Origin of the sequence: Microcystis ichthyoblabe FBCC-A1114 (assembly GCF_050500245.1) — a bacterium.
Lineage (GTDB): Bacteria > Cyanobacteriota > Cyanobacteriia > Cyanobacteriales > Microcystaceae > Microcystis > Microcystis ichthyoblabe_A.
Genome location: NZ_CP191408.1, coordinates 1,919,487 through 1,938,451, shown reverse-complemented (window position 1 = coordinate 1,938,451; position 18,965 = coordinate 1,919,487). Strand labels below are relative to the sequence as shown.

The 18,965-nt window shown below is 42.4% G+C and carries 18 protein-coding genes; 10 read left to right on the top strand and 8 right to left on the bottom strand.

Annotated features, from left to right (window positions below; all coding sequences use genetic code 11):
- Window positions 1–139 precede the first annotated feature (139 nt).
- The gene (pdxH, locus tag ACQY1Y_RS09360; protein ID WP_002802042.1) at window positions 140–784 is read right to left on the bottom strand and encodes a pyridoxamine 5'-phosphate oxidase; all 645 of its coding nucleotides are present in this window, start codon (window positions 782–784) and stop codon (window positions 140–142) included.
- A gap of 51 nt (window positions 785–835) precedes the next feature.
- Here pdxH and ACQY1Y_RS09355 point away from each other — a divergent pair, with 51 nt between their 5' ends.
- The 3 genes from ACQY1Y_RS09355 to recQ all read left to right on the top strand — a co-directional run bounded on the left by ACQY1Y_RS09355 (window position 836) and on the right by recQ (window position 4,843).
- Complete coding sequence (locus ACQY1Y_RS09355; RefSeq protein WP_024970328.1) at window positions 836–1,606, top strand: segregation/condensation protein A; 771 nt, start codon at window positions 836–838, stop codon at window positions 1,604–1,606.
- Between the two features lie 411 nt (window positions 1,607–2,017).
- Window positions 2,018–2,629 carry a DUF3318 domain-containing protein gene (locus ACQY1Y_RS09350; RefSeq protein WP_002748267.1) on the top strand — a complete coding sequence of 204 codons (612 nt, stop codon included), beginning with the start codon at window positions 2,018–2,020 and terminating at the stop codon, window positions 2,627–2,629.
- A 108-nt stretch (window positions 2,630–2,737) separates the two neighbouring features.
- Window positions 2,738–4,843 (top strand): DNA helicase RecQ, encoded by a 2,106-nt coding sequence (recQ, locus tag ACQY1Y_RS09345; protein ID WP_430014456.1) that lies wholly within the window; start codon window positions 2,738–2,740, stop codon window positions 4,841–4,843.
- Between the two features lie 94 nt (window positions 4,844–4,937).
- Here the strand turns inward: recQ and ACQY1Y_RS09340 are convergent, their stop codons facing one another.
- Both ACQY1Y_RS09340 and lnt read right to left on the bottom strand, forming a co-directional pair.
- Window positions 4,938–5,180 (bottom strand): hypothetical protein, encoded by a 243-nt coding sequence (locus ACQY1Y_RS09340; RefSeq protein WP_002740130.1) that lies wholly within the window; start codon window positions 5,178–5,180, stop codon window positions 4,938–4,940.
- Between the two features lie 60 nt (window positions 5,181–5,240).
- Window positions 5,241–6,767, bottom strand: coding sequence for an apolipoprotein N-acyltransferase (gene lnt, locus ACQY1Y_RS09335; protein ID WP_430014455.1), 1,527 nt, complete (start codon window positions 6,765–6,767; stop codon window positions 5,241–5,243).
- A gap of 238 nt (window positions 6,768–7,005) precedes the next feature.
- On the opposite strand from lnt, the gene ACQY1Y_RS09330 reads away from it, so the two are divergent.
- Window positions 7,006–7,764, top strand: a complete 759-nt coding sequence (locus ACQY1Y_RS09330) for a GAF domain-containing protein (RefSeq protein WP_430014454.1) — start codon at window positions 7,006–7,008, stop codon at window positions 7,762–7,764.
- Window positions 7,765–7,985: 221 nt separating this feature from the next.
- On the opposite strand, the gene ACQY1Y_RS09325 is transcribed toward ACQY1Y_RS09330, so the two are convergent.
- Window positions 7,986–8,372: a hypothetical protein gene (locus ACQY1Y_RS09325; protein WP_002739650.1), complete on the bottom strand. Its 387-nt coding sequence runs from the start codon at window positions 8,370–8,372 to the stop codon at window positions 7,986–7,988.
- Window positions 8,373–8,451: 79 nt separating this feature from the next.
- Between ACQY1Y_RS09325 and hpsP the strand changes: the two genes are divergently transcribed.
- From hpsP to ACQY1Y_RS09305, 4 genes are all read left to right on the top strand, one after another.
- Complete coding sequence (gene hpsP, locus ACQY1Y_RS09320; protein ID WP_430014453.1) at window positions 8,452–9,612, top strand: hormogonium polysaccharide biosynthesis glycosyltransferase HpsP; 1,161 nt, start codon at window positions 8,452–8,454, stop codon at window positions 9,610–9,612.
- 554 nt (window positions 9,613–10,166) lie between these two features.
- A complete protein-coding gene (locus ACQY1Y_RS09315) occupies window positions 10,167–10,733 on the top strand; it encodes a glyoxalase-like domain protein (protein ID WP_430014452.1) in 567 nt (188 codons plus the stop codon).
- A 49-nt stretch (window positions 10,734–10,782) separates the two neighbouring features.
- Window positions 10,783–11,124, top strand: a complete 342-nt coding sequence (locus ACQY1Y_RS09310; RefSeq protein WP_016517332.1) for a hypothetical protein — start codon at window positions 10,783–10,785, stop codon at window positions 11,122–11,124.
- A 28-nt stretch (window positions 11,125–11,152) separates the two neighbouring features.
- Window positions 11,153–12,487, top strand: coding sequence for a flotillin family protein (locus tag ACQY1Y_RS09305; protein WP_430014451.1), 1,335 nt, complete (start codon window positions 11,153–11,155; stop codon window positions 12,485–12,487).
- A gap of 176 nt (window positions 12,488–12,663) precedes the next feature.
- Here the strand turns inward: ACQY1Y_RS09305 and hemL are convergent, their stop codons facing one another.
- Both hemL and ACQY1Y_RS09295 read right to left on the bottom strand, forming a co-directional pair.
- Window positions 12,664–13,965, bottom strand: a complete 1,302-nt coding sequence (hemL, locus tag ACQY1Y_RS09300) for a glutamate-1-semialdehyde 2,1-aminomutase (protein WP_002748251.1) — start codon at window positions 13,963–13,965, stop codon at window positions 12,664–12,666.
- Between the two features lie 465 nt (window positions 13,966–14,430).
- Window positions 14,431–15,618 (bottom strand): RNA-guided endonuclease InsQ/TnpB family protein, encoded by a 1,188-nt coding sequence (locus tag ACQY1Y_RS09295; protein WP_430013690.1) that lies wholly within the window; start codon window positions 15,616–15,618, stop codon window positions 14,431–14,433.
- Between the two features lie 91 nt (window positions 15,619–15,709).
- Here ACQY1Y_RS09295 and dnaN point away from each other — a divergent pair, with 91 nt between their 5' ends.
- Both dnaN and ACQY1Y_RS09285 read left to right on the top strand, forming a co-directional pair.
- Complete coding sequence (gene dnaN, locus ACQY1Y_RS09290; RefSeq protein ID WP_002739977.1) at window positions 15,710–16,858, top strand: DNA polymerase III subunit beta; 1,149 nt, start codon at window positions 15,710–15,712, stop codon at window positions 16,856–16,858.
- Between the two features lie 155 nt (window positions 16,859–17,013).
- Window positions 17,014–17,751 (top strand): hypothetical protein, encoded by a 738-nt coding sequence (locus tag ACQY1Y_RS09285; protein WP_430014450.1) that lies wholly within the window; start codon window positions 17,014–17,016, stop codon window positions 17,749–17,751.
- Between the two features lie 3 nt (window positions 17,752–17,754).
- Here the strand turns inward: ACQY1Y_RS09285 and ACQY1Y_RS09280 are convergent, their stop codons facing one another.
- On the bottom strand, window positions 17,755–18,357 hold the full coding sequence (locus ACQY1Y_RS09280) for a M4 family metallopeptidase (RefSeq protein ID WP_430014449.1): 603 nt from the start codon (window positions 18,355–18,357) through the stop codon (window positions 17,755–17,757).
- A 109-nt stretch (window positions 18,358–18,466) separates the two neighbouring features.
- Window positions 18,467–18,862 carry a hypothetical protein gene (locus tag ACQY1Y_RS09275; protein WP_069474825.1) on the bottom strand — a complete coding sequence of 132 codons (396 nt, stop codon included), beginning with the start codon at window positions 18,860–18,862 and terminating at the stop codon, window positions 18,467–18,469.
- Window positions 18,863–18,965 lie beyond the last annotated feature (103 nt).

Here is an 18,965-nt window from a genome sequence, read left to right as displayed (position 1 = left end):
AAATGACATAATGGCCCAACCCGATCGCTAAGGTAAGCGCGGGTTGGGAAAAGAAATCGACCTAATATTATCTCAAGACTAAAATGACAAATTGAATTAGCATCGAGCTATTTTGCCAATACAAGGTGTCAAAATAAAACTAAGGGGCTAAACGTTGCCTTTGCCAACTGCCATCTTCTTGACGATAATAACAGAGACGATCATGGAGACGACTGGGGCGACCTTGCCAGAACTCGATTAAACTAGGAATTAGGCGAAAACCGCCCCAATGAGGAGGACGGGGAACTTCACGACCCGCATATTCTTCTTTTAGTTCTGTCAGGCGTTTTTCGAGGATATCCCGCCCAGAAATCACTTCACTTTGATTGGAGGCCCAGGCCCCTAAACGAGATTCCCAGGGACGGACAAAAAAGTAATTATCCGATTCCTCCTCGCTGATTTTTTCTACAGTTCCCTCGATCCTAATTTGCCGTTGCAATTCTCCCCACCAAAACACTAGGGCCGCATTGGGATTGGCGATTAATTCCTGTCCTTTGGCGCTTTGGTAGTTGGTAAAGAGAACAAAACCGCGAGGATCGAAGTCTTTTAACAGTACCATGCGGGCCCGGGGTTTGCCCTCCGGGGAAATAGTGGCTAAAGTCATAGCGTTGGGTTCTAATCTTCCCGAAGATACCGCCCGTTCTAGCCATTGTTTAAATACAATGAAAGGATCGGCAGATGTTTCTGACTCTAGCAATTCTTCGAGATTGTAGTCCAAGCGCAGGTCAGCGATCGATATGTCCATGGTTTTGCTTGCTAAATTTTATCCTTTGAGATCCTACAAGATTCTACAATCATGACTATCACCTCGGCCAGTGATGCGATCGCATCTCTTTTAGAAATGGCGGAACAGGGAGAAATTGACCCCTGGGATGTGCAGGTTATTGATGTGATCGATCGCTTTTTGGCAGAATTGGGGTTATTAAATGATCTAGATTTAGCCATGGCCCAAGCTAATTTACCCCAATCGGGACAGGCTTTTTTATGGGCTTCCATGTTAGTTTTATTTAAGGCTGATACCCTAGAAAGATTGTCTTTTGACCAGCAAGAAGAAAGTCTGATAGATGAGGAAATTAGCGAGTTAGAACGGGAATTAAGAACTTTACCCCGTTATCTAGAAAATCATATTCGCCGTCGTACTGCTGCCCCACCACCGCGCAAAAGACGGGTAACTTTACAGGAGTTAATCACTCAATTACAACAGATTGCCCTAGAGATTGAAGCTTTACCGAAACTGCCTGTAGTTGTCCCGAAACCCCGGCCTCAATCCCGACGGGAAGCGGTACAAATTATCACGGAATTGGCCCACCAAGAAAACCTGACGGAATTGGCAGCGGAACTGGACTTTTTTTTGCAGAGAAAGTTTTTTCAATTAGAGAAAAATGAGATAGAGTTTGAGTATTTATTAGATTTATGGCAAGCGGAAAAACCCTCTAGTCACTCGGCAACACAGGAAAAGGTGGCGATTTTTTGGGCTTTACTTTTACTGGCTTCTCAATCAAAAGTGGAGTTAAAACAGGAGGATTTTTATCAGGATTTAACTATTGCTTTAATTAGGGTTTGCTGAAGGTATGGGGTTTTACCGATTATTTTCATCTGGTCAATTAACTAATTTTCAGAACGTAGAAAGTAGCGACTGTATCGCCAGTTCGTTCATCAGGTTCGGCTTCACCGTCCCGTTAACCTACTCCCAAGCTTCCGCAAACGCCTTCAGTGTCGCCTCGATAGCGGCCACCGGTTCGGGTTTTACCTGGAGTTGGCAAGATCCGGTCAGGACTGGTTTCATCCCCTCAATAATAATCAAAACATGAGGATTTTGAGGAAGATGCAGGAATTTATTGGCGATTTTCGGGGCATCGAATCCCTCAAAGCCGAACGGTAGGTACTCACGCGGTTTTGTTGAGAAAATTGTCGGAAAAGAGATATTAACTCAGAAAGCGATTATACTCAATGATCGAAGACTATTGACCGGCGATCGATGAACCAAGACAACGAGATTAGTCATTTACTAGACCTCATGCCTGCTTCGGGACGGATGATGACGCGCATTGTCAGCAAACCCGAAAGCAGCAAGGTAATCGAAACTAATTTTCCCCTACCCTGGCAAAGAGGGGTCAGACCGATTCCAATTAATTTTGACCTCTGGCGGCAATTATCAAGATCCCAACGGGATTTAGTCTTGTTAAGGGCTGTCTGTGTTTTAACGGCAGTAAAATGGTTTAAACCCGATCTCGATCGAGTAATTGCTCTGGCTGGTATGATCGGTTTAACCGTGGAAACCCTACAAACCGATGCCGTCGGGATGGCAGTGGCGGGGGGTTTAACCGCCTTGGCAATTAACCGGATTTGGCGGGAAAAACGCAGCCCCCAACGGGAATTAGACGCGGATGAGGCAGCCCTAAAAGTCGCCGTTAGACGCGGTTACACGGAAACCGAGGCCGCTAAAAGTTTATTATCGGCTATTGAGACTATAGCTGAAATTGAAGGGCGATCGAGTCTCAATTTTAATGAGTTATTGCGCTGTCAAAATCTGAAAAAATTAGCTAATCTCTCCTTTGTGGGTGTTCCCGATCAGGTGAGACAATCTTAAGGTTAGTTGTTTTGGCTACTGGCTTTCTTTTTACCGATTACCGATCACTGACTACTTAAATCCCTAACCCTAAAATAACTACTATAAAAATATTTTTCCCCTTGCTCAATGGCTGCAATTGACTCTTTAGAAAAAGTCTTAAAACATCACTTTGGCTACGATCAATTTCGACCGAATCAACGCCAAATAATTGAGGCTGCTTTAAATGATCAGGATTTATTAGTAATTATGCCCACCGGAGGCGGTAAATCTCTCTGTTTTCAGCTACCTGCTTTAATTAAAAAAGGGGTGACGGTGGTGGTTTCTCCCCTAATTGCTTTAATGCAGGATCAGGTAACTGCTTTAGCTGATAATGGCATCGGGGCAACATTTCTCAATAGCACTTTGAACGCGAAACAAGTCAGAGACAGAGAATCTTTAATCCTGCAAGGAAAAATTAAACTGTTATATGTCGCCCCAGAAAGATTATTATCGCCTAGTTTTTTAGACTTTCTAGCTGTTATTGATAATTACCTCGGTTTAGCCTGTTTAGCGGTGGATGAAGCTCACTGTGTCTCCGATTGGGGTCATGATTTTCGCCCTGAATATCGACAAATTAAACAAGTCCGTCAACGCTTTCCCTCCGTGCCAATTCTGGCTTTAACTGCCACCGCTACCCAACAGGTTAGGGAAGATATTATTCAACAATTAGGATTGCGAGATGCTTCCATTCATATTGCTAGTTTTAATCGTCCTAATCTTTATTATGAAGTTCGAGCTAAAACCAGTAAATCTTATCAGCAATTGTATCAATATATTAAAGGACAAAAAGGGTCTGGCATTGTTTATTGTATCAGCCGGAAAACCGTCGATCAAGTTGCCGAACAGTTACAAAAAGATGGTATTAATGCCCTACCCTATCATGCTGGTATGAACGATCAGGAAAGAAGCGAAAATCAAACCCGTTTTATTCGGGATGATGTGCAGATTATGGTGGCGACAATTGCCTTTGGTATGGGGATTAATAAACCGGATGTGCGCTTTGTCGTTCATTATGATTTACCCCGCAATTTAGAGGGATATTATCAAGAATCGGGCCGTGCGGGTAGGGACGGCGAACCGGCTAAATGTACCCTCTTTTTTAGCTTTGCCGATGCCAGAAAAATTGAGTATTTTATTAACCAAAAAACTGAGCAAAATGAACAACAGAAAGCTCGTCAACAATTGCGACAGGTGTTAGATTATGCTGAAGGGACTGAATGTAGAAGATCAAGCGTACTAGGCTACTTTGGAGAAAGTTTTGCGGGTAACTGTGGTAACTGTGATAACTGTCGGAATGGGAACAATTCTGAGGATTGGACAATCGAAGCACAAAAATTTTTATCCTGTGTGGCGCGGACGGGACAAAAATTCGGTATGATGCACATAATCAACGTACTCAGGGGAGGAAAAGGTGAAAGAATCACCCAATATCAACATCATTTATTATCCACTTATGGCATCGGTAAGGATAAAACTCTCGGGGAGTGGAAACGTTTAAGTCGTTCCCTTGTCCAGCAAAATCTACTGGTAGAAACTGAAGACAATTTTAGAATCTTGAAACTTAATCAACACAGTTGGGAAGTGATGCGGAAACAACGTTCCGTGTTTATTGCCGTCCCCCAAAAAGCTAACGGTCCAATCTTGGGAGACGACAATCCCAATATGGTGGAAAGTGATTTATTATTCGAGCGCTTGCGGCAACTGCGGAAAAAAATTGCCGATAGTCAAGGAGTTCCTCCCTACGTTATTTTCCATGATTCTAGTCTGCGTTTAATGGCCCAATCAAAACCCCGGAGTTTAGAGCAGTTTCGTCAAATTTCTGGAGTAGTACAAAGCAAAGTTCAACAGTATGGGGATATATTTATAGCGGCAATTAATGATTTTTGTCAGGATAGTCTTCCCTCTACTCAATTCCTCACTCTCCAATACTATCAAGATGGTTTGAACGCGGAAGAAATCGCTCGCAAAAGAAGCTTAAAAGTCTCAACCATCTATGAACATTTAGCTAAATTGCTGGAAGCTGGTTACGAAATTGATATTAATCAGTTAGTTCCTAAGAATAAACAGGAATATATTCGTTTAGCAATTAAAAAAGTGGGTGATCAATCCCTGAAAACTCTCAAAGAAAATCTGGGAGATAATTATAGTTATGAGGAAATTAAATTAGTTGTTGCTTGGCAAAGACGACTTTAAAAACTATAGGAGAGCGGGGAAGTAGGGGAGTTTTTTCAGTAAACAGTGAACTGATAACTGATAACTGATAACTGATAACTGAATTAAGCAAACCCTATTTAGGGGACAAGCGTTCTTGTATTTTATTAATTGCCCAGCTTAAAATCGCCCCCGCAATTAAAATACTAATAGCAGGATTGAATAAGGGCAGCCAAAGACGCTGAAAAAGTTTAAATCCTAGAGGAATTCCCGTGGATTCACCAATAACAGCCACGGCAAACCAGAGAAAACCCGCTATCACTAAAAACACATCAAATATTAAGATTCTATTCAACCACTTGACAAATTGCTCTTTCATTGCAGCAAAAACTTAGGTTATTTATACAGTTTATTCACGAAAAAGTATAGCACTTTCACCTTAATCCCAAGCTCTCCAGAGCCAAGCTAGTCCGGCAGTAATAATTAAAACTTTAGTTAACCAATCTCCCCAGCGCACATATAAAGTCCTCGTATCCCGTCGATAAATTGTTTCGCTATGAATTTGATATTTATCCAAATCCGATAGCCAAAGGTGATTACCGTGGGGATCGACAAAAGCAGAATAACCTGTATTGGTGGCCCGGGCCATCCATCGATCGGTTTCGATCGCTCGCATGGTATCCTGAGCATGGTGTTGAGCGGGCATGGCGTGGCTATAATGGGCGTTATTAGAAGCAGTAATAATAAATTCGCCTCCCCTAGCAGTTTGACGGCGAAAATGTTCGGAAAAAGCTGATTCGTAACAAATGCCCACAATTATTTGACCGAAAGGACTGTTAATAATTTGATCGGGATCTCCCGGGATTAAGTGCGCTTGCAAGGGAGAAAGGCGATCAACAATTCCGCCCAAAATTTCCTGAAAAGGAACGTATTCGCCTAAAGGCACGAGAATTACTTTATCATACCGACTAATCACCTGTCCCTCGCCATCAATGGTCAAGAGACTATTGTTATAACCCTTGTCCACCTTGCCGAATGCACCCAACCAGATCGGCGTTTTTTTGGCTAAAATTGCCGAATAAATCGAGCTATTATTGACTAAGTTCTCCCAATAATAGGGTAAAGCGGTTTCAGGAGTTAAGACGGCATCTACTCCTTGATCGGCGAGAATTTGATAACCAGAAGTGTAACCTTCGATCGCCTTTTGAAATCCTAGGGGCGAAAGTTTAATTGTGTTGGGAATATTGCCCTGAATTACGCCAATTTTTATCCCTAAATCCCTTGACTTTTCGATCGGTTTATGGTATGTGTTCCATCCCCAGAGATGGAGGCTAAAACAAATGAGGAGGGGTAAAGAGAGAAAAGCGAGATTTTGCCGCGATTGACGGATTAGGAGCAAGCTTTCGGCTATTAAACCGTTAACTGCGACAATTGCCGCCGTTACCGTCGTAAAACCCGATAATTTGCCCAATTGCAGAATCAATAAATTATGGGGACTTTGACTATAAGCAAGGGTAGTCCACCAGAGAGGGGATTGACTCCAGAGAGATTCTAACCCACACCAGAGGGCAGTGCCGATGAAAACCCGTAGGAGAGCATCGCGAAAAGATGACTGATTAACACTTTTGTTGACATAAAACATGACTAACGTCCAAGTTAGCACGATCGCAGTTCCCCAAAAAGTGATAAACAACCAACAAAACAGAGCAATTGACAAACTCGCTAACCAGGGGACACCCATCCACGTCATCGGGTGAATTCCCGTGATCCAGAATAAAGCGAGGCCATGGTAGGCAAAACCCCAACCAAAACCGTATAAAAGCTGTTTTTTTAGGGATTTTTCCCCTAATCTCACAATAATCCACAGGGGGACGAGAGAAATCCAAGCGAGTAACCACCAAGAAACTGGCGCTACTGTTAACCCCATCCCCACACCGGCCAAAATTGCCCAGAGAAAACGCACCATCTTTCACTCCAGTCAGGTTAAACTCCTCTGACCTACTAGATCTCAGAGTAGCTAGAGGGAAGACAAAAAACAAGAGACAGACAGAAGTTTTGGCTACATCTACAATAGATCAGTTAGCGAGTAAAAAAGCCCCTCGATCAGATGCTATGGCACGCTATAGACTCAGATAAACAGGGAGATGGGGAATGTCAACCTTACCCTAAAAGCCTAAACTCGGACTGATTAAGTGATTGAATACATGGATAATTTTAACCCCAAAATAACGGCTCTGGCTCTTGTCTTGAATGTTGAGGAAAATCTCGAAGATATTTTTCGGAAAATAGCTAGTATGAGCGCTCATCAATTGCGAGCGCGGCGCTGTTTAATCCTGTTAAGCTCTCCACAGGAATTAAAAGGGGAAATTACCGATTATCCAGAAGTTTTTGCCCATTATGATGAGCTATCACCTTTAGCTGATCAAGAAATAATTAAACTCGATCAAGCTATTGCTGACAATGTAGCGGCCACAGGGAAACCTTTACTAATTAAGGATATAACTCGATCATCATTTGCCAGTGCAGCCAGTTATCCAAAAAGATCAAATAATAATAGTTTTATAGCCGCACCGATTATCCTCAATCAGCAGATAATTGGAGTAATTAATCTCAGTTTTCCCCTAGACAAAAAACATTTTGAACCATTAGATTTAGAAATCTTGCAGTTATTCGCTCAACAGGCAGCCCAATCCCTGCAAATTTTTCATTTGCAAGGGATGTTAAAATCTCGTTTTGTGGCTATGGCAGTGACTAGAGAAATAGCAGAAATTCAGTCCGAACATTCGATCGCTGTCCATCCTTATCCCCCGAAATTAGCCAAAATTGTCGCTAAGGCTTTTTTTAAAGAATTAACTCAGGCCGGTTTTGGAACCCATGAAGTTATTGAGATTGCCAATGAGGTTTTGAATTTACTACAAAAGACTCTTAATAAACATAAAAATCGTCTGGAAGGAAAAGATTGAGCGCTAGTCAAGAGTTAAAATCGACTCACTTGCCACTCCCGTGCAGTCCTAAGTGGCTCTTCCGGTTTCTGTGTGGAAACGAAGCCTATACTGATAGTTTCTTCGGCAAAATAGTCGTAAAAGTCTTTCTCCGTCAACATTTCACGATTCCATAAGCAAAAATTATCACACAAAGTCGAGAAGAGCCCCTAAGTAATAATTGAGATGGTTAACAGCTTAATTTACTGATTACCGCTGCCGTCCTGTCTTCCTAATTCATAGACACCAGAGGCAACACAAGCGAGAATACCGACACTAATCGGCCAACTTTTTCCTAAACTAATCTCAATTAACCAATCGGAGAAACCGCCGAGAATGAGAAAGGGAATAATACTAAAGATAGAGGCATAAAAAGCATTTTGGGATTCCCTGGCGACGCGAGTTTTTTCAAACTCCTCTAGGGAAGTATAGAGGAAACGCTCGGCAAAATTAAACCAGCGATAGAAAATTTCTATAAACCAATTTCGCACCCCAGCTAACCCCAAATATAATGCTAAAGACCAGAGACAGCTACCAGCAATAAAGGCCGGAGAAATATTGATAGTGAAGGGCAGAAAGTCGATTACCATAAATGAGAGCCACAGAAGTGGTAAATTTGAGCGAACGGCTTGATCGATTTTAACAAGTCTTGACCTTTGCACCAAAGAGATGAAAATTCTTCAGCTTGTTCCTTCGATTTCCCTTGTTTACGGTGGCCCTAGTCAAATGGTACTTGGTTTGTCAGCAGCCCTGGCCCAACTGGGCCAAGATGTGACTATTATTACCACCGATTCCAATGGTGACACGGGACAAGCACCCCTAGATGTGCCTTTGGGGGTCCCTGTTAGTCAAAATGGCTATCAAATCTATTATTTTCCCTGTTCTCCCTTTCGGCGCTATAAATTTTCCCTTGATCTGTTTACTTGGTTGGCTAATAGGGCAAAAGATTACGATATCGCTCACATTCATGCTTTATTCTCTCCAGTGAGCAGTATATCGGCTTTGATCGCTCGTTATCATCAACTGCCCTATATTCTCCGTCCCCTAGGCACCCTCGATCCGGCAGATTTGCAAAAAAAACGGCAACTTAAACAAATATATGCCAATTTTCTGGAAAAACCCAATTTAGCGGCGGCGGCGGCAATTCATTTTACCAGTCAGCAGGAGTGTCAAACTGCCAAAAGATTTAATATAAAAACTAAGGATATTGTCATCCCCCTAGGGGTAGATTTTTTTAACCCACAAGCTTTACCAGTAACGGGTTTTGATCTTCCCGAAAATCAACCGATCATCCTCTATATGTCCCGTCTTGATCCGAAAAAAGGTCTAGATTTATTGCTGCCCAGTTTAGAAAGGTTGTTAGAAAATGGTCTAGATTTTCATTTTGTCTTAGCAGGAAGCAATCCCCAGGACCGAGACTACGAAAATCGCATTAAAAATCAGATCGAGCGGTCAATATTGGGCAAAAATACGACAATTACCGGATTTGTCACCGGAGAAGTCAAAAATAGCCTCCTCGCTAGGGCCGATTTATTTGTTTTACCTTCCTACTATGAAAATTTTGGCATTGCGGTTGCCGAAGCTATGGCCGCCGGAATTCCTGTGGTGATCTCAGACCGGGTGGATCTGCATCCTGCGGTGGCAGCAGCGGCTGCGGGATGGGTGACAGCTTGTCAGCTTGAGGATTTAACTAATACTTTGGCAACGGCTATCACTAATCCTGAAATTCGCCAACAAAGGGGGAAAAATGCCAGGGATTTAGTCTTAAATCAATATAGTTGGTCAGCGATCGCTGAACAGATGCTAACTGTCTATCAAAATCTAGTCTGAGCTGTCGATCGGCCCCTACTCGATCGAAGTCACAGACGGATTAAGATTTAAGCCATCAGGATAATCAGCACTAAAAATGCCAGTAGGGTTAAACCTGATTGCAGAAAGACGGGAAGCGCAAAAGAATTCATAACAGTAGCTCACTTTCTAGGGACGGCTCTATTTCCAATATACGCTTTCATCTCCGCTAATTCCTCATATTTCCGTACCCAATGTCATCATCTCATCATTTATTCATCCCATAGGGAAAATTTGAGGCAAATTGTACCGCATTCAAACTGGGTAGGGAACATTTTAATACAAATGTACAAAACTTAGTCACTCCCCACCCCGTTAAGTAGCTAAGTAGTTAGGTGTTAAAAACTATCAGACACCCCCCTTATCAAGGGGGGATTAAGGGGGGATCGGCACCCCCCTTATCAAGGGGGGATTAAGGGGGGATCGAACCCAAAATCTATCTTCAATTTAATTATAACCAGCTACTTAACTTAAGTTTCAGCGTCGTGATTATAATTAGGGAATGATAGAAATTCTTAGACAATAGGATCACATCAGTGTTGATAAATCATCTTTTCTTCGGCGCTTTTCTACCCCTTGATACTCTCCTGTCCACCCAGGGGATTATGGTTATGCTTCTGGCCGCTTATGCCTTAGCCATGTGGATGTTTCTAACTAGCGCCCCAAAAGTTCATACAATCATGGTGACAGATTTGGAGACAGCCCGACAGTTTTATGAAGGACTTTTAAATTTACCCACGGCCGATGTTCCCCTCCATTACTATTACAATTATGAGCAGACGATGGGCAATAATATGATTGACCCATTTTATATGTCTAGTAATCCGGTTGTGACTACTGCCAACCCTTCTTTGGGAGATCAACCCCAGGGTTTATGGTATCAGTTGAAGAAAAATACCCAACTGCACATCGTTGCTGGGGCAACTGCGGGTTATAAGGATCGTCATCGTCACGTTTGCTTTGATCATGATTGTTTAGAACAAATTCTGATGCGGGTGGAATCACGACGCTTAAAGTATAAAGTTCGTCGCAATAAACCTTTAAATTTTTTGGTCAAAGATAATGCTGATCGCGTGATTGAAATGGCCGAAGTCTCGAATTAGTTAACGGTAATTAGATTGGGGGCAACTATAACGGTAAATAACTAAACTTATGAATGCTCAACTGCTCACAATCGTTTTAATTTCTTTAGGGGTAGGTATTGGTTTGGCTATTCTACTCCTAATTTTAGTCAAGTTAAGACGCTGCAACCAACAGGTAAATAGTATTGTCGATCATCACTCTCTCATCGGTTTAATTGGAGTTGTTCAAATCCCCTTCGATAAAAATAGCAAGGGGAAAGTACGAGTTAATGTCGGAGATAGTCTGATCGATATAGTAGCGATAACGGAAGGGGAAGAACAATTTAATGTCGGGGATCAAGCATTTATCCTCAATTTCCAGGATAATAAAGTTTTAGTCATTGCGGAAAAGTATATCAGGGGCGATTTCTAATTTCTTCTAAACCAAAGGGTAACTAACTATGAATAGTCAAAATAATTCCTATCTCATCCAAATTAATCCCAACCAATACGACAACAATAATAACAACAGTGCTGGCAATTTATTATTGAATAGTGTTCCCGTCGCTTTATTGATATTTCTGGGAGTCGGTGCGATTTGGTTTATCAATTCTTTTTTGTGTATTTGTAAACCCAATGAAGTGGTAATTCTGAGTGGGATGAAACGCAAATCAAAAGATAGACAGGATGTGGGGTATCGAGTGGTATCGGGGGGTCGGGCGATTCGTATTCCAATTTTAGAAACCGTTAAACGCATGGATGTCACCACAACCCCGATCAGAATTGAGATTAAAAATGCCTATTCTAAGGGCAATATTCCCCTGAATATAGTGGCCATTGCTAACGTGAAAGTTAGTTCTAAACCTGAAATAGTCGGCAATGCGATCGAACGTTTTTTAGATCGAGATCGAGAAGAAATTATTCGCGTAGCTAAGGAAACTTTAGAAGGAAACTTGCGGGGTGTAGTCGCAACAATGACCCCCGAACAAGTGAACGAAGATCGCCTAAAATTTGCCGAAAGTATTACCAGTAACGTCAGTCAAGATCTGTTTAAACTCGGTTTAGAAATTGATACTCTCAAAATTCAAAATGTTGCCGATGACGTGGATTATCTTAACTCCCTCGGACGGGAAAGAATTGCTTTAGTCATGCGTGATGCTGAAATTGCTGAATCAAATGCCCTCAATGAAGCTGAACAAATAGTTGCGGAATGTGAGGAACAGGCAACCGTGGCTAAAACCCGCGATCAAATTATCATTTTAGAGCAAGAAAACGAGTTGAGAAAGTTAAAAGCAAAACTGGAACAACAGGCAAAATCGGAAGAAGAAATAACTATTGCTGCCGCTAAGGAAAAACGTGCTATAGTTGAGGAAAAATTACAACAGGTCAGGGCAGAATTGGAAAGATTACGTCTCCAAGCAGATCAAGTTTTACCCGCAGAAGCGCAGCAGGAAGCTGAAACTTTCCGCGCTAGAGGAGAAGCGGCAATTTTTGAAGAAAATGCCAAAGCTGAAGCCTTAGTTAACGAATTATTTGCAGAAGTCTGGCAAAACACCGGCAGCGAAGCAGAAGCAATTTTCTTGATTCAACAGTTAGAAACTATCCTGGAAGAAGCGATTAAAATTCCTAAACGATTACACCTCGAGCGAGTTAATATCGTTGATAATGGTGATGGTAAATCCCTGGCTGCCCTGATCAAAGTCTATCCCGAAATCGTCAATCAATTCCTCGCCAGTGTCCATCAAACCCTCGGTATTGATGTGGTGGGAACTCTCACCAATAAAATTGAAAAATAGCAGTCAGAAAACCTACTAGACAGGCCTTCTAAAATAGATTGTTACCGAGATCGAGTAGGGTTAAAACCGCCCTCGATCTCACCGATAAGAATCCCCGTCTTTTGCAAGCGGGGAAATGTCAACTCATCAATACTTGGGACTCTATCAATCGATTTTCCCAGTCGAAGCAGCATTGATTATAAACTTGCTAAAACCTCTTTAGCGGCGGCCAAAGTCCGTTCGATATCGGCCTCTGTGTGAGCTAAGGAAGTAAAACCAGCTTCAAACTGGGAAGGAGCTAGATAAACGCCTCTTTCTAACATTCCCCGGTGAAAACGACCGAATTTAGCCACATCGGCCTTTTTGGCATCTTCATAGTTATGCACGGGGGAGCCGGTGAAAAACATTCCGAACATAGCGCTAATATAACCTCCAGAAACGCTATGACCAGCATCTCTAGCCACTTTCAGCAGCCCTTCAGTTAAGGATTTGGTCACTTTATCGAGATATTGGTAGGTGCCGGGGCGCTGGAGTAACTCGAGGGTTTTAATTCCTGCTGTCATGGCCAAAGGGTTGCCGGATAAGGTTCCCGCTTGGTACATCGGGCCAGCCGGAGCCACCATCGCCATAATATCGGCCCGACCGCCGTAGGCCCCCACTGGCAGCCCACCGCCGATAACTTTGCCCAGGGTGGTTAAATCGGGGGTAATGCCGAATTTTTCCTGAGCGCCACCGTAGGCGATGCGAAATCCGGTCATTACCTCATCAAACATTAATAAGGCTCCGTATTCCTTGGTTAATTCCCGCAATCCCTCTAAAAAGCCAGCATCCGGCACGATAAAGCCGGCATTACCCACCACTGGCTCTAAAATTACCCCGGCGATAGAGTCGGGATTTTCGACAAAGAGGGCTTTTACCGCTTCCAGGTCATTGTAGGGGGCGGTTAAAGTGTTGTTAGTGGTGGTTTTGGGAACCCCCGGCGAGTCGGGTAAACCCAGGGTGGCTACACCAGAGCCAGCTTTAACCAGGAACATATCGGCGTGACCGTGGTAACAGCCCTCGAATTTGATGATTTTATCCCGGCCGGTAAAAGCCCGCATTAAGCGCAGGACGGACATACAGGCTTCGGTGCCGGAATTGACAAAACGCACCATTTCAATGCTGGGAACGGCATCAATCACCATTTCAGCGAGAATATTTTCCTGGACACAGGGAGCGCCAAAACTGGTCCCTTTGTCTAAGGCCTGGTGTAGGGCGGCAATCACTTCGGGATGGGCATGACCACAGATAGCCGGCCCCCAAGTTCCCACATAGTCGATGTATTCGTTACCGTCCACGTCGCGAATATAGGCCCCTTTGACGCTTTCAAAAACGATGGGTTGACCACCGACGGATTTAAAGGCCCGCACGGGGGAACTTACACCCCCCGGCATTAATTTTTGAGCGGCTGTAAAGATTTCTTTCGATTTTGTTGTTTGATACGAAGATGTGCTAACCAATCCTGTCTCCTTGTCTATTTGAGTCTATCGATTCCGGGGAATGCCCGGAGTTTTGTTTTGTTAATTTCCTGCTGCTTGTTCCATTTTAAAGATCACCAGCCTACATTTTACGCAATTTTTTCCCTAAGAAAGGCGCTGGTCGGCTCAAGTCTCGGCTCTTCTGGGTTCTGTGTGATAAGTTTAACTTACTATATGATCGATCAATCTTTGTGTCCTCTGTGTCTGGAGTGGTTCCTTCCACTTTGACAATTTTTCCACAATCTTTTCAGAATTGCCAGAAAAACCTAGCAATGGGCGAAGTTATTGCTATTGATAGATTTTAGACCGGAAAGAGCGATCAAAAAAAGCTCCGGTTTTCCACAGATTTTCCACAGGGGAATTCTTGCTATTATTTCTTAGCGTACAAAAAAACTATTCCTGCTTTGACATCCTCGCCGCCGTAAAACGGACGGCGATTCCCAAACCTCACGATTTAGGTTTCTGCTTCTTTCCCTTGCGGGGTTCCGCACCTGCCTTAACAGATTTACTCTGTTCTGGTCTTATGGTCGCTCTACAGACTGACACCGCAAGCCCTGCGGCCAAAATGTTTTTACTAGCGTTAACATCTCGGTCATGGTGTGTCCCACAGCTTGGACAATCCCACTCTCGAATATTTAACGGCATTTTCTCAGCAATATACCCGCAATTACTACACCTTTTAGAGCTAGGAAACCATCTATCTATTTCGATGTAATTTCTGCCATACCAACGGCATTTATAGGCTAATTGTCGAGTGATTTCTCCCCAACTAACGTCAGATATTGCCTGAGATAACTTGGGGTTTTTGACCATATTCTTGACGGCTAAATTCTCAACCACAATCGTTTGGTTTTCCCGAACTAATTGAGTGGTTAGCTTATGTAAATGGTCTTTTCTGTTATCAGTAATTTGGGCGTGAATCCTTGCTACTTCGATTCTCGCTTTTTCCCGATTTTTTGAGCCTTTCTGTTTTCTAGAAAGGCTTTTTTGTGCCTTTCGCAGTCTCCGATAATGCTTTTTAAAATGCTTGGGATTAGATACTTTGTCGCCGTCGCTGGTAATCACAATGCTACTAATTCCTAAGTCAATTCCGATGGCTTTATCTGTTACTGGGAAAGGCTTAATCGTTGGGTCATCAAATCTTATTGAGATATGCCAGCGTCCAGAAGGATGTAATCTGACTGTTACTGTGCTTGGTTCACAGCTTTCTGGGATTTGTCTTGACCATCGAATAGGTAAGAGTTCTGTGCATTTGGCTAAATAGATTTGTCTGTCTTTGAACTTAAAAGCAGATTTGGTAAATTCGGCACTTCCTCCCTGATGTTTTTTCTTAAAGTTAGGATACTTAGTACGACCAGCAAAGAAATTAGTGAAAGCTGTTTGTAGGTGTCTTAACCCTTGTTGTAAAGGTACACAGCTAACTTCGTTTAAAAACTCTAATTCTTCTTGCTTTTTCCAATCGGTTAGCATTGAAGAAGTTTGAGCGTAGCCTACTCTTTCTTGTCTTTCATACCATGCTTGTGTTCGTTCGTGGAGAGCTTTGTTGTAAACTAATCTTACACAGCCCAATGTGCGCCGCAATAGCGACTCTTGTGTTGGTGTGGGGTAAAATCGAAACGAGTAGGCTTTTTCCATACCTCACATTTTAGCATATATTTCGTAAATGTGCTAATATTTAACAGTAAAGCCGTCGTAGAACGACGGGGTTTCAGACCCAAAATTTTCGATGAAATTTACCAGTAGTCAAAGCGAACTCAACAGCAATTTATCCCTAGTTAGTCGGGCCGTTGCCAGTCGTCCTACCCATCCGGTGTTGGGAAATGTTCTCTTTTGTGCCGATGAGGAAAAGGGCGAAATTAGCCTGACTGCTTTTGATTTGAGTTTAGGGATTCGCACCAGTTTTCGGGCTGAGGTGGTGGAAGGGGGCAAAATTACCCTGCCGGCAAAATTACTTAACGATATTGTCTCTCGTTTGGGAGAGGGGGAAATCACCATCTCTGTGGAAGAAAACGAGAATGATGAGGAGCATAGTCTCGCTTTCCTGAAAACTGCCTCGGCACAGTTCCAAATTCGCGGCATGAAGGCCGATGAGTTCCCAGAATTGCCTACGGTGGCCGATGGGGAAATTGTTAATTTACCTATAGTTGCCTTGACAGAGGGACTAAAAGGTGCATTGTTCGCCGCTAGTGGCGATGAAACTAAACAGGTGTTGACGGGGGTGCATTTAACTAAAACCGTCGATTGTCTAGAATTTGCCGCCACAGACGGTCATCGTTTAGCGGTGGTACAAACTCCCCTAGAGGAGGTGGAAAGTGCCTCTGGTGGCTTTAATGTCACCATTCCGGCCCGGGCCCTGCGAGAATTGGAAAGAATGATGGCAACAAAACAAAATATCGAGACTATTACTCTGCATGTGGATGATTCTCAAGTCATCTTTGAAATGGGGGAACAGAGGTTAACCAGTCGTAAGTTAGAAGGGGCCTATCCCACTTATAATCAGTTAATTCCTAAATCCTTCGAGCGTTCTTTGGTTTTAGACCGCAAACAGTTAATCCGTTGTTTGGAATTAGTGGCGGTTTTATCGGACCAAAAGAATAATTTAGTCAAGTTTAGTCTCGATAGCGAAAATGACCGTTTATCCCTAGCGGTGGAATCTCCCGATTTAGGTAGCGCCAAAGAGTCCATGGCGGCGGAAATTCAGGGAGAAAGCGGCGATATTGCCTTTAATGTTAAATACTTGATGGACGGTTTGAAGGCTTTACCCAATAATGATATCCAAATGCAGTTAAATGCTAGTACCCAACCGGTTATTTTTACCCCCTTGGGAGGTTTAAAGATGACCTATTTGGTGATGCCGGTACAAATTCGTCAGTAATTCTGACTTAATTGGAACCGTGGGATGTGTTTTTAACCTATCCCATTTTTGATCCTGTTAACTCAATCCTATTTTCTCGCCAAAGGATTGGGTTTATTTTCTCTATTTTGGCGATATACTGTTGATAATTGAACAAGTTAACGGATTGAATTGATATGTTATTATCTACTCCTGAAACAATTCAGCATATTCTTTGGCAAGGGCCACTAGAATTGGACAACGAACAAATTGCGGAAGAAAAATTTAGATTTATGTCACCTCCCTCACGGCCCAGCTATGCACCAACTGTTAGCATCGGACAACCAGAAGTTTGGCCATTAGCTGAACTTTATTCTGGTGCAATTCCCTCTTGGTTAGAGGTAAAACAGAATGAGGCACAGTTTTTTTTAGTCCGTTTTGCCTGTTCTCTTCGTAATAGTGGAGAAGATAAATTTCAAATTACTCAAGCTAAATTTTCTGTTGATTTACTGCCCGATAATCAACAAAACCGGGCTATTGCTTTTGATCTATATCCGTTGGAAATAAATCAGGAAATCAAGCGTAACTGTAAAGTTAGTCTGTCCCCCAATATCAAGTTTAAGGAAGCTCAGGCAAGTTTAGGAGGCACAGATTTTGCCCTAGAATACCCCGAATTACAACCAACAATTATAGCCACAGGAGTTGGGGAATATAAGGCTGATTGGGAATATCGAAAAGCACAGGGAAAAGGAGTTCAAGGAAGTAAATTTATGCACATGATTGTCAAAGTCCCTAATAATATGCAATTGGTGAGGACTAAGTTAAATTTAACTGCCCGCTTGGAACAAAATGGTAATCCCCTGGTTAAATGGCTTTTTAAAACTGACATTAAAAAAGTGCCAAGCGATTGCTTAATAGTCAATTTAGTTAGCTAATATTTACTCAATTCCCACATCAATAAATGCTTGAGAAATAGCATCTAATTGAACCTCTATGTGAGGAGAGGGTGCTAGTAATTTTTTGGCTCGTTGTTCAAATACTCTACGACTCTCAGAGAAACTATCGAGATCGGAAATACCTTCTAGAACAGCGCCGAATAGCTTAAGAGCAAATTCGCCATTAAAAAGAGGCTCTCCATCGATGACAGTGTTATGAATTGTCATCAATCGATAAAAAGCATGACTATGAATCAAGGAAAGTTCATGATAATTCTCGGCCGTATTCCAATCAATTTGTCCATAGACAGACCCTGCATCTGTAAACCTTAAAGAAAGTAATTTATCTAATCGTCTCAGGGATCCAGTTCCTTCTTGAAAGTTTTCTCCCACATCCCACAGCCAATTATGAGGATTATTCCAATAAAAACCATAATCCCTATGATAGTTACGCACTAAAACCGCAAATATATCACAAAAAGATTCTTCAAGTGCATTTTTTTGTGGACTCTTAGAACTAGAAAATGAGCGCATTAACTCTATTTTCTCTTCCATTTGCCTCAATTGTTGCTGCCGCTGCCCTTCTGCTGACTTTTTATTGAGCATTTTTGGATTATTTCGTTCTCGCCTCTGGAATCTATATTTTGCAATTAAGGAAATCGCTGAACTGCAAATAGCTAATAAGGATGTTACTATTGCGATCGTCTCCATAAAACTATAGCTCCGAAAAAACGACACAGAAGAAACTCGAAACAACACCCCCAGAAAATAGCCATAGTGAAGATCTTTCAATTACAGCAATATTCACTGTTTGTTGGGACGCATGAGCAGCGGAAACATCGGCATATAATATGGAAGAAACAACCAAGATTAAAACGCACGCACCTCCAGAGAATAGCTCAAAGATAGGTTGAGTTCTATTGCCTCCTAAAAGATCCCCAATAGCAGCACCCACAATACCGGCCGTTACGAGAAACAGTTCACCGTTTCTCAACAAATCAACAAGTTCAGTGGATTGTCCCCGAGTAGCTCTAATTAAAAGTGCTACTACAAGTGGAACAATTGCTAATACAACCCCAAAGATAATCCATTGAATTATTTTCCGCAACATCTACCCTTCATACATTAAGTGCAAATTCAACCAAATCTAGTTTGGTCTGAGCAAAGGTGTTACAAAGTGTTACAAAAACGGTATAAAATATATCACGTCGTCC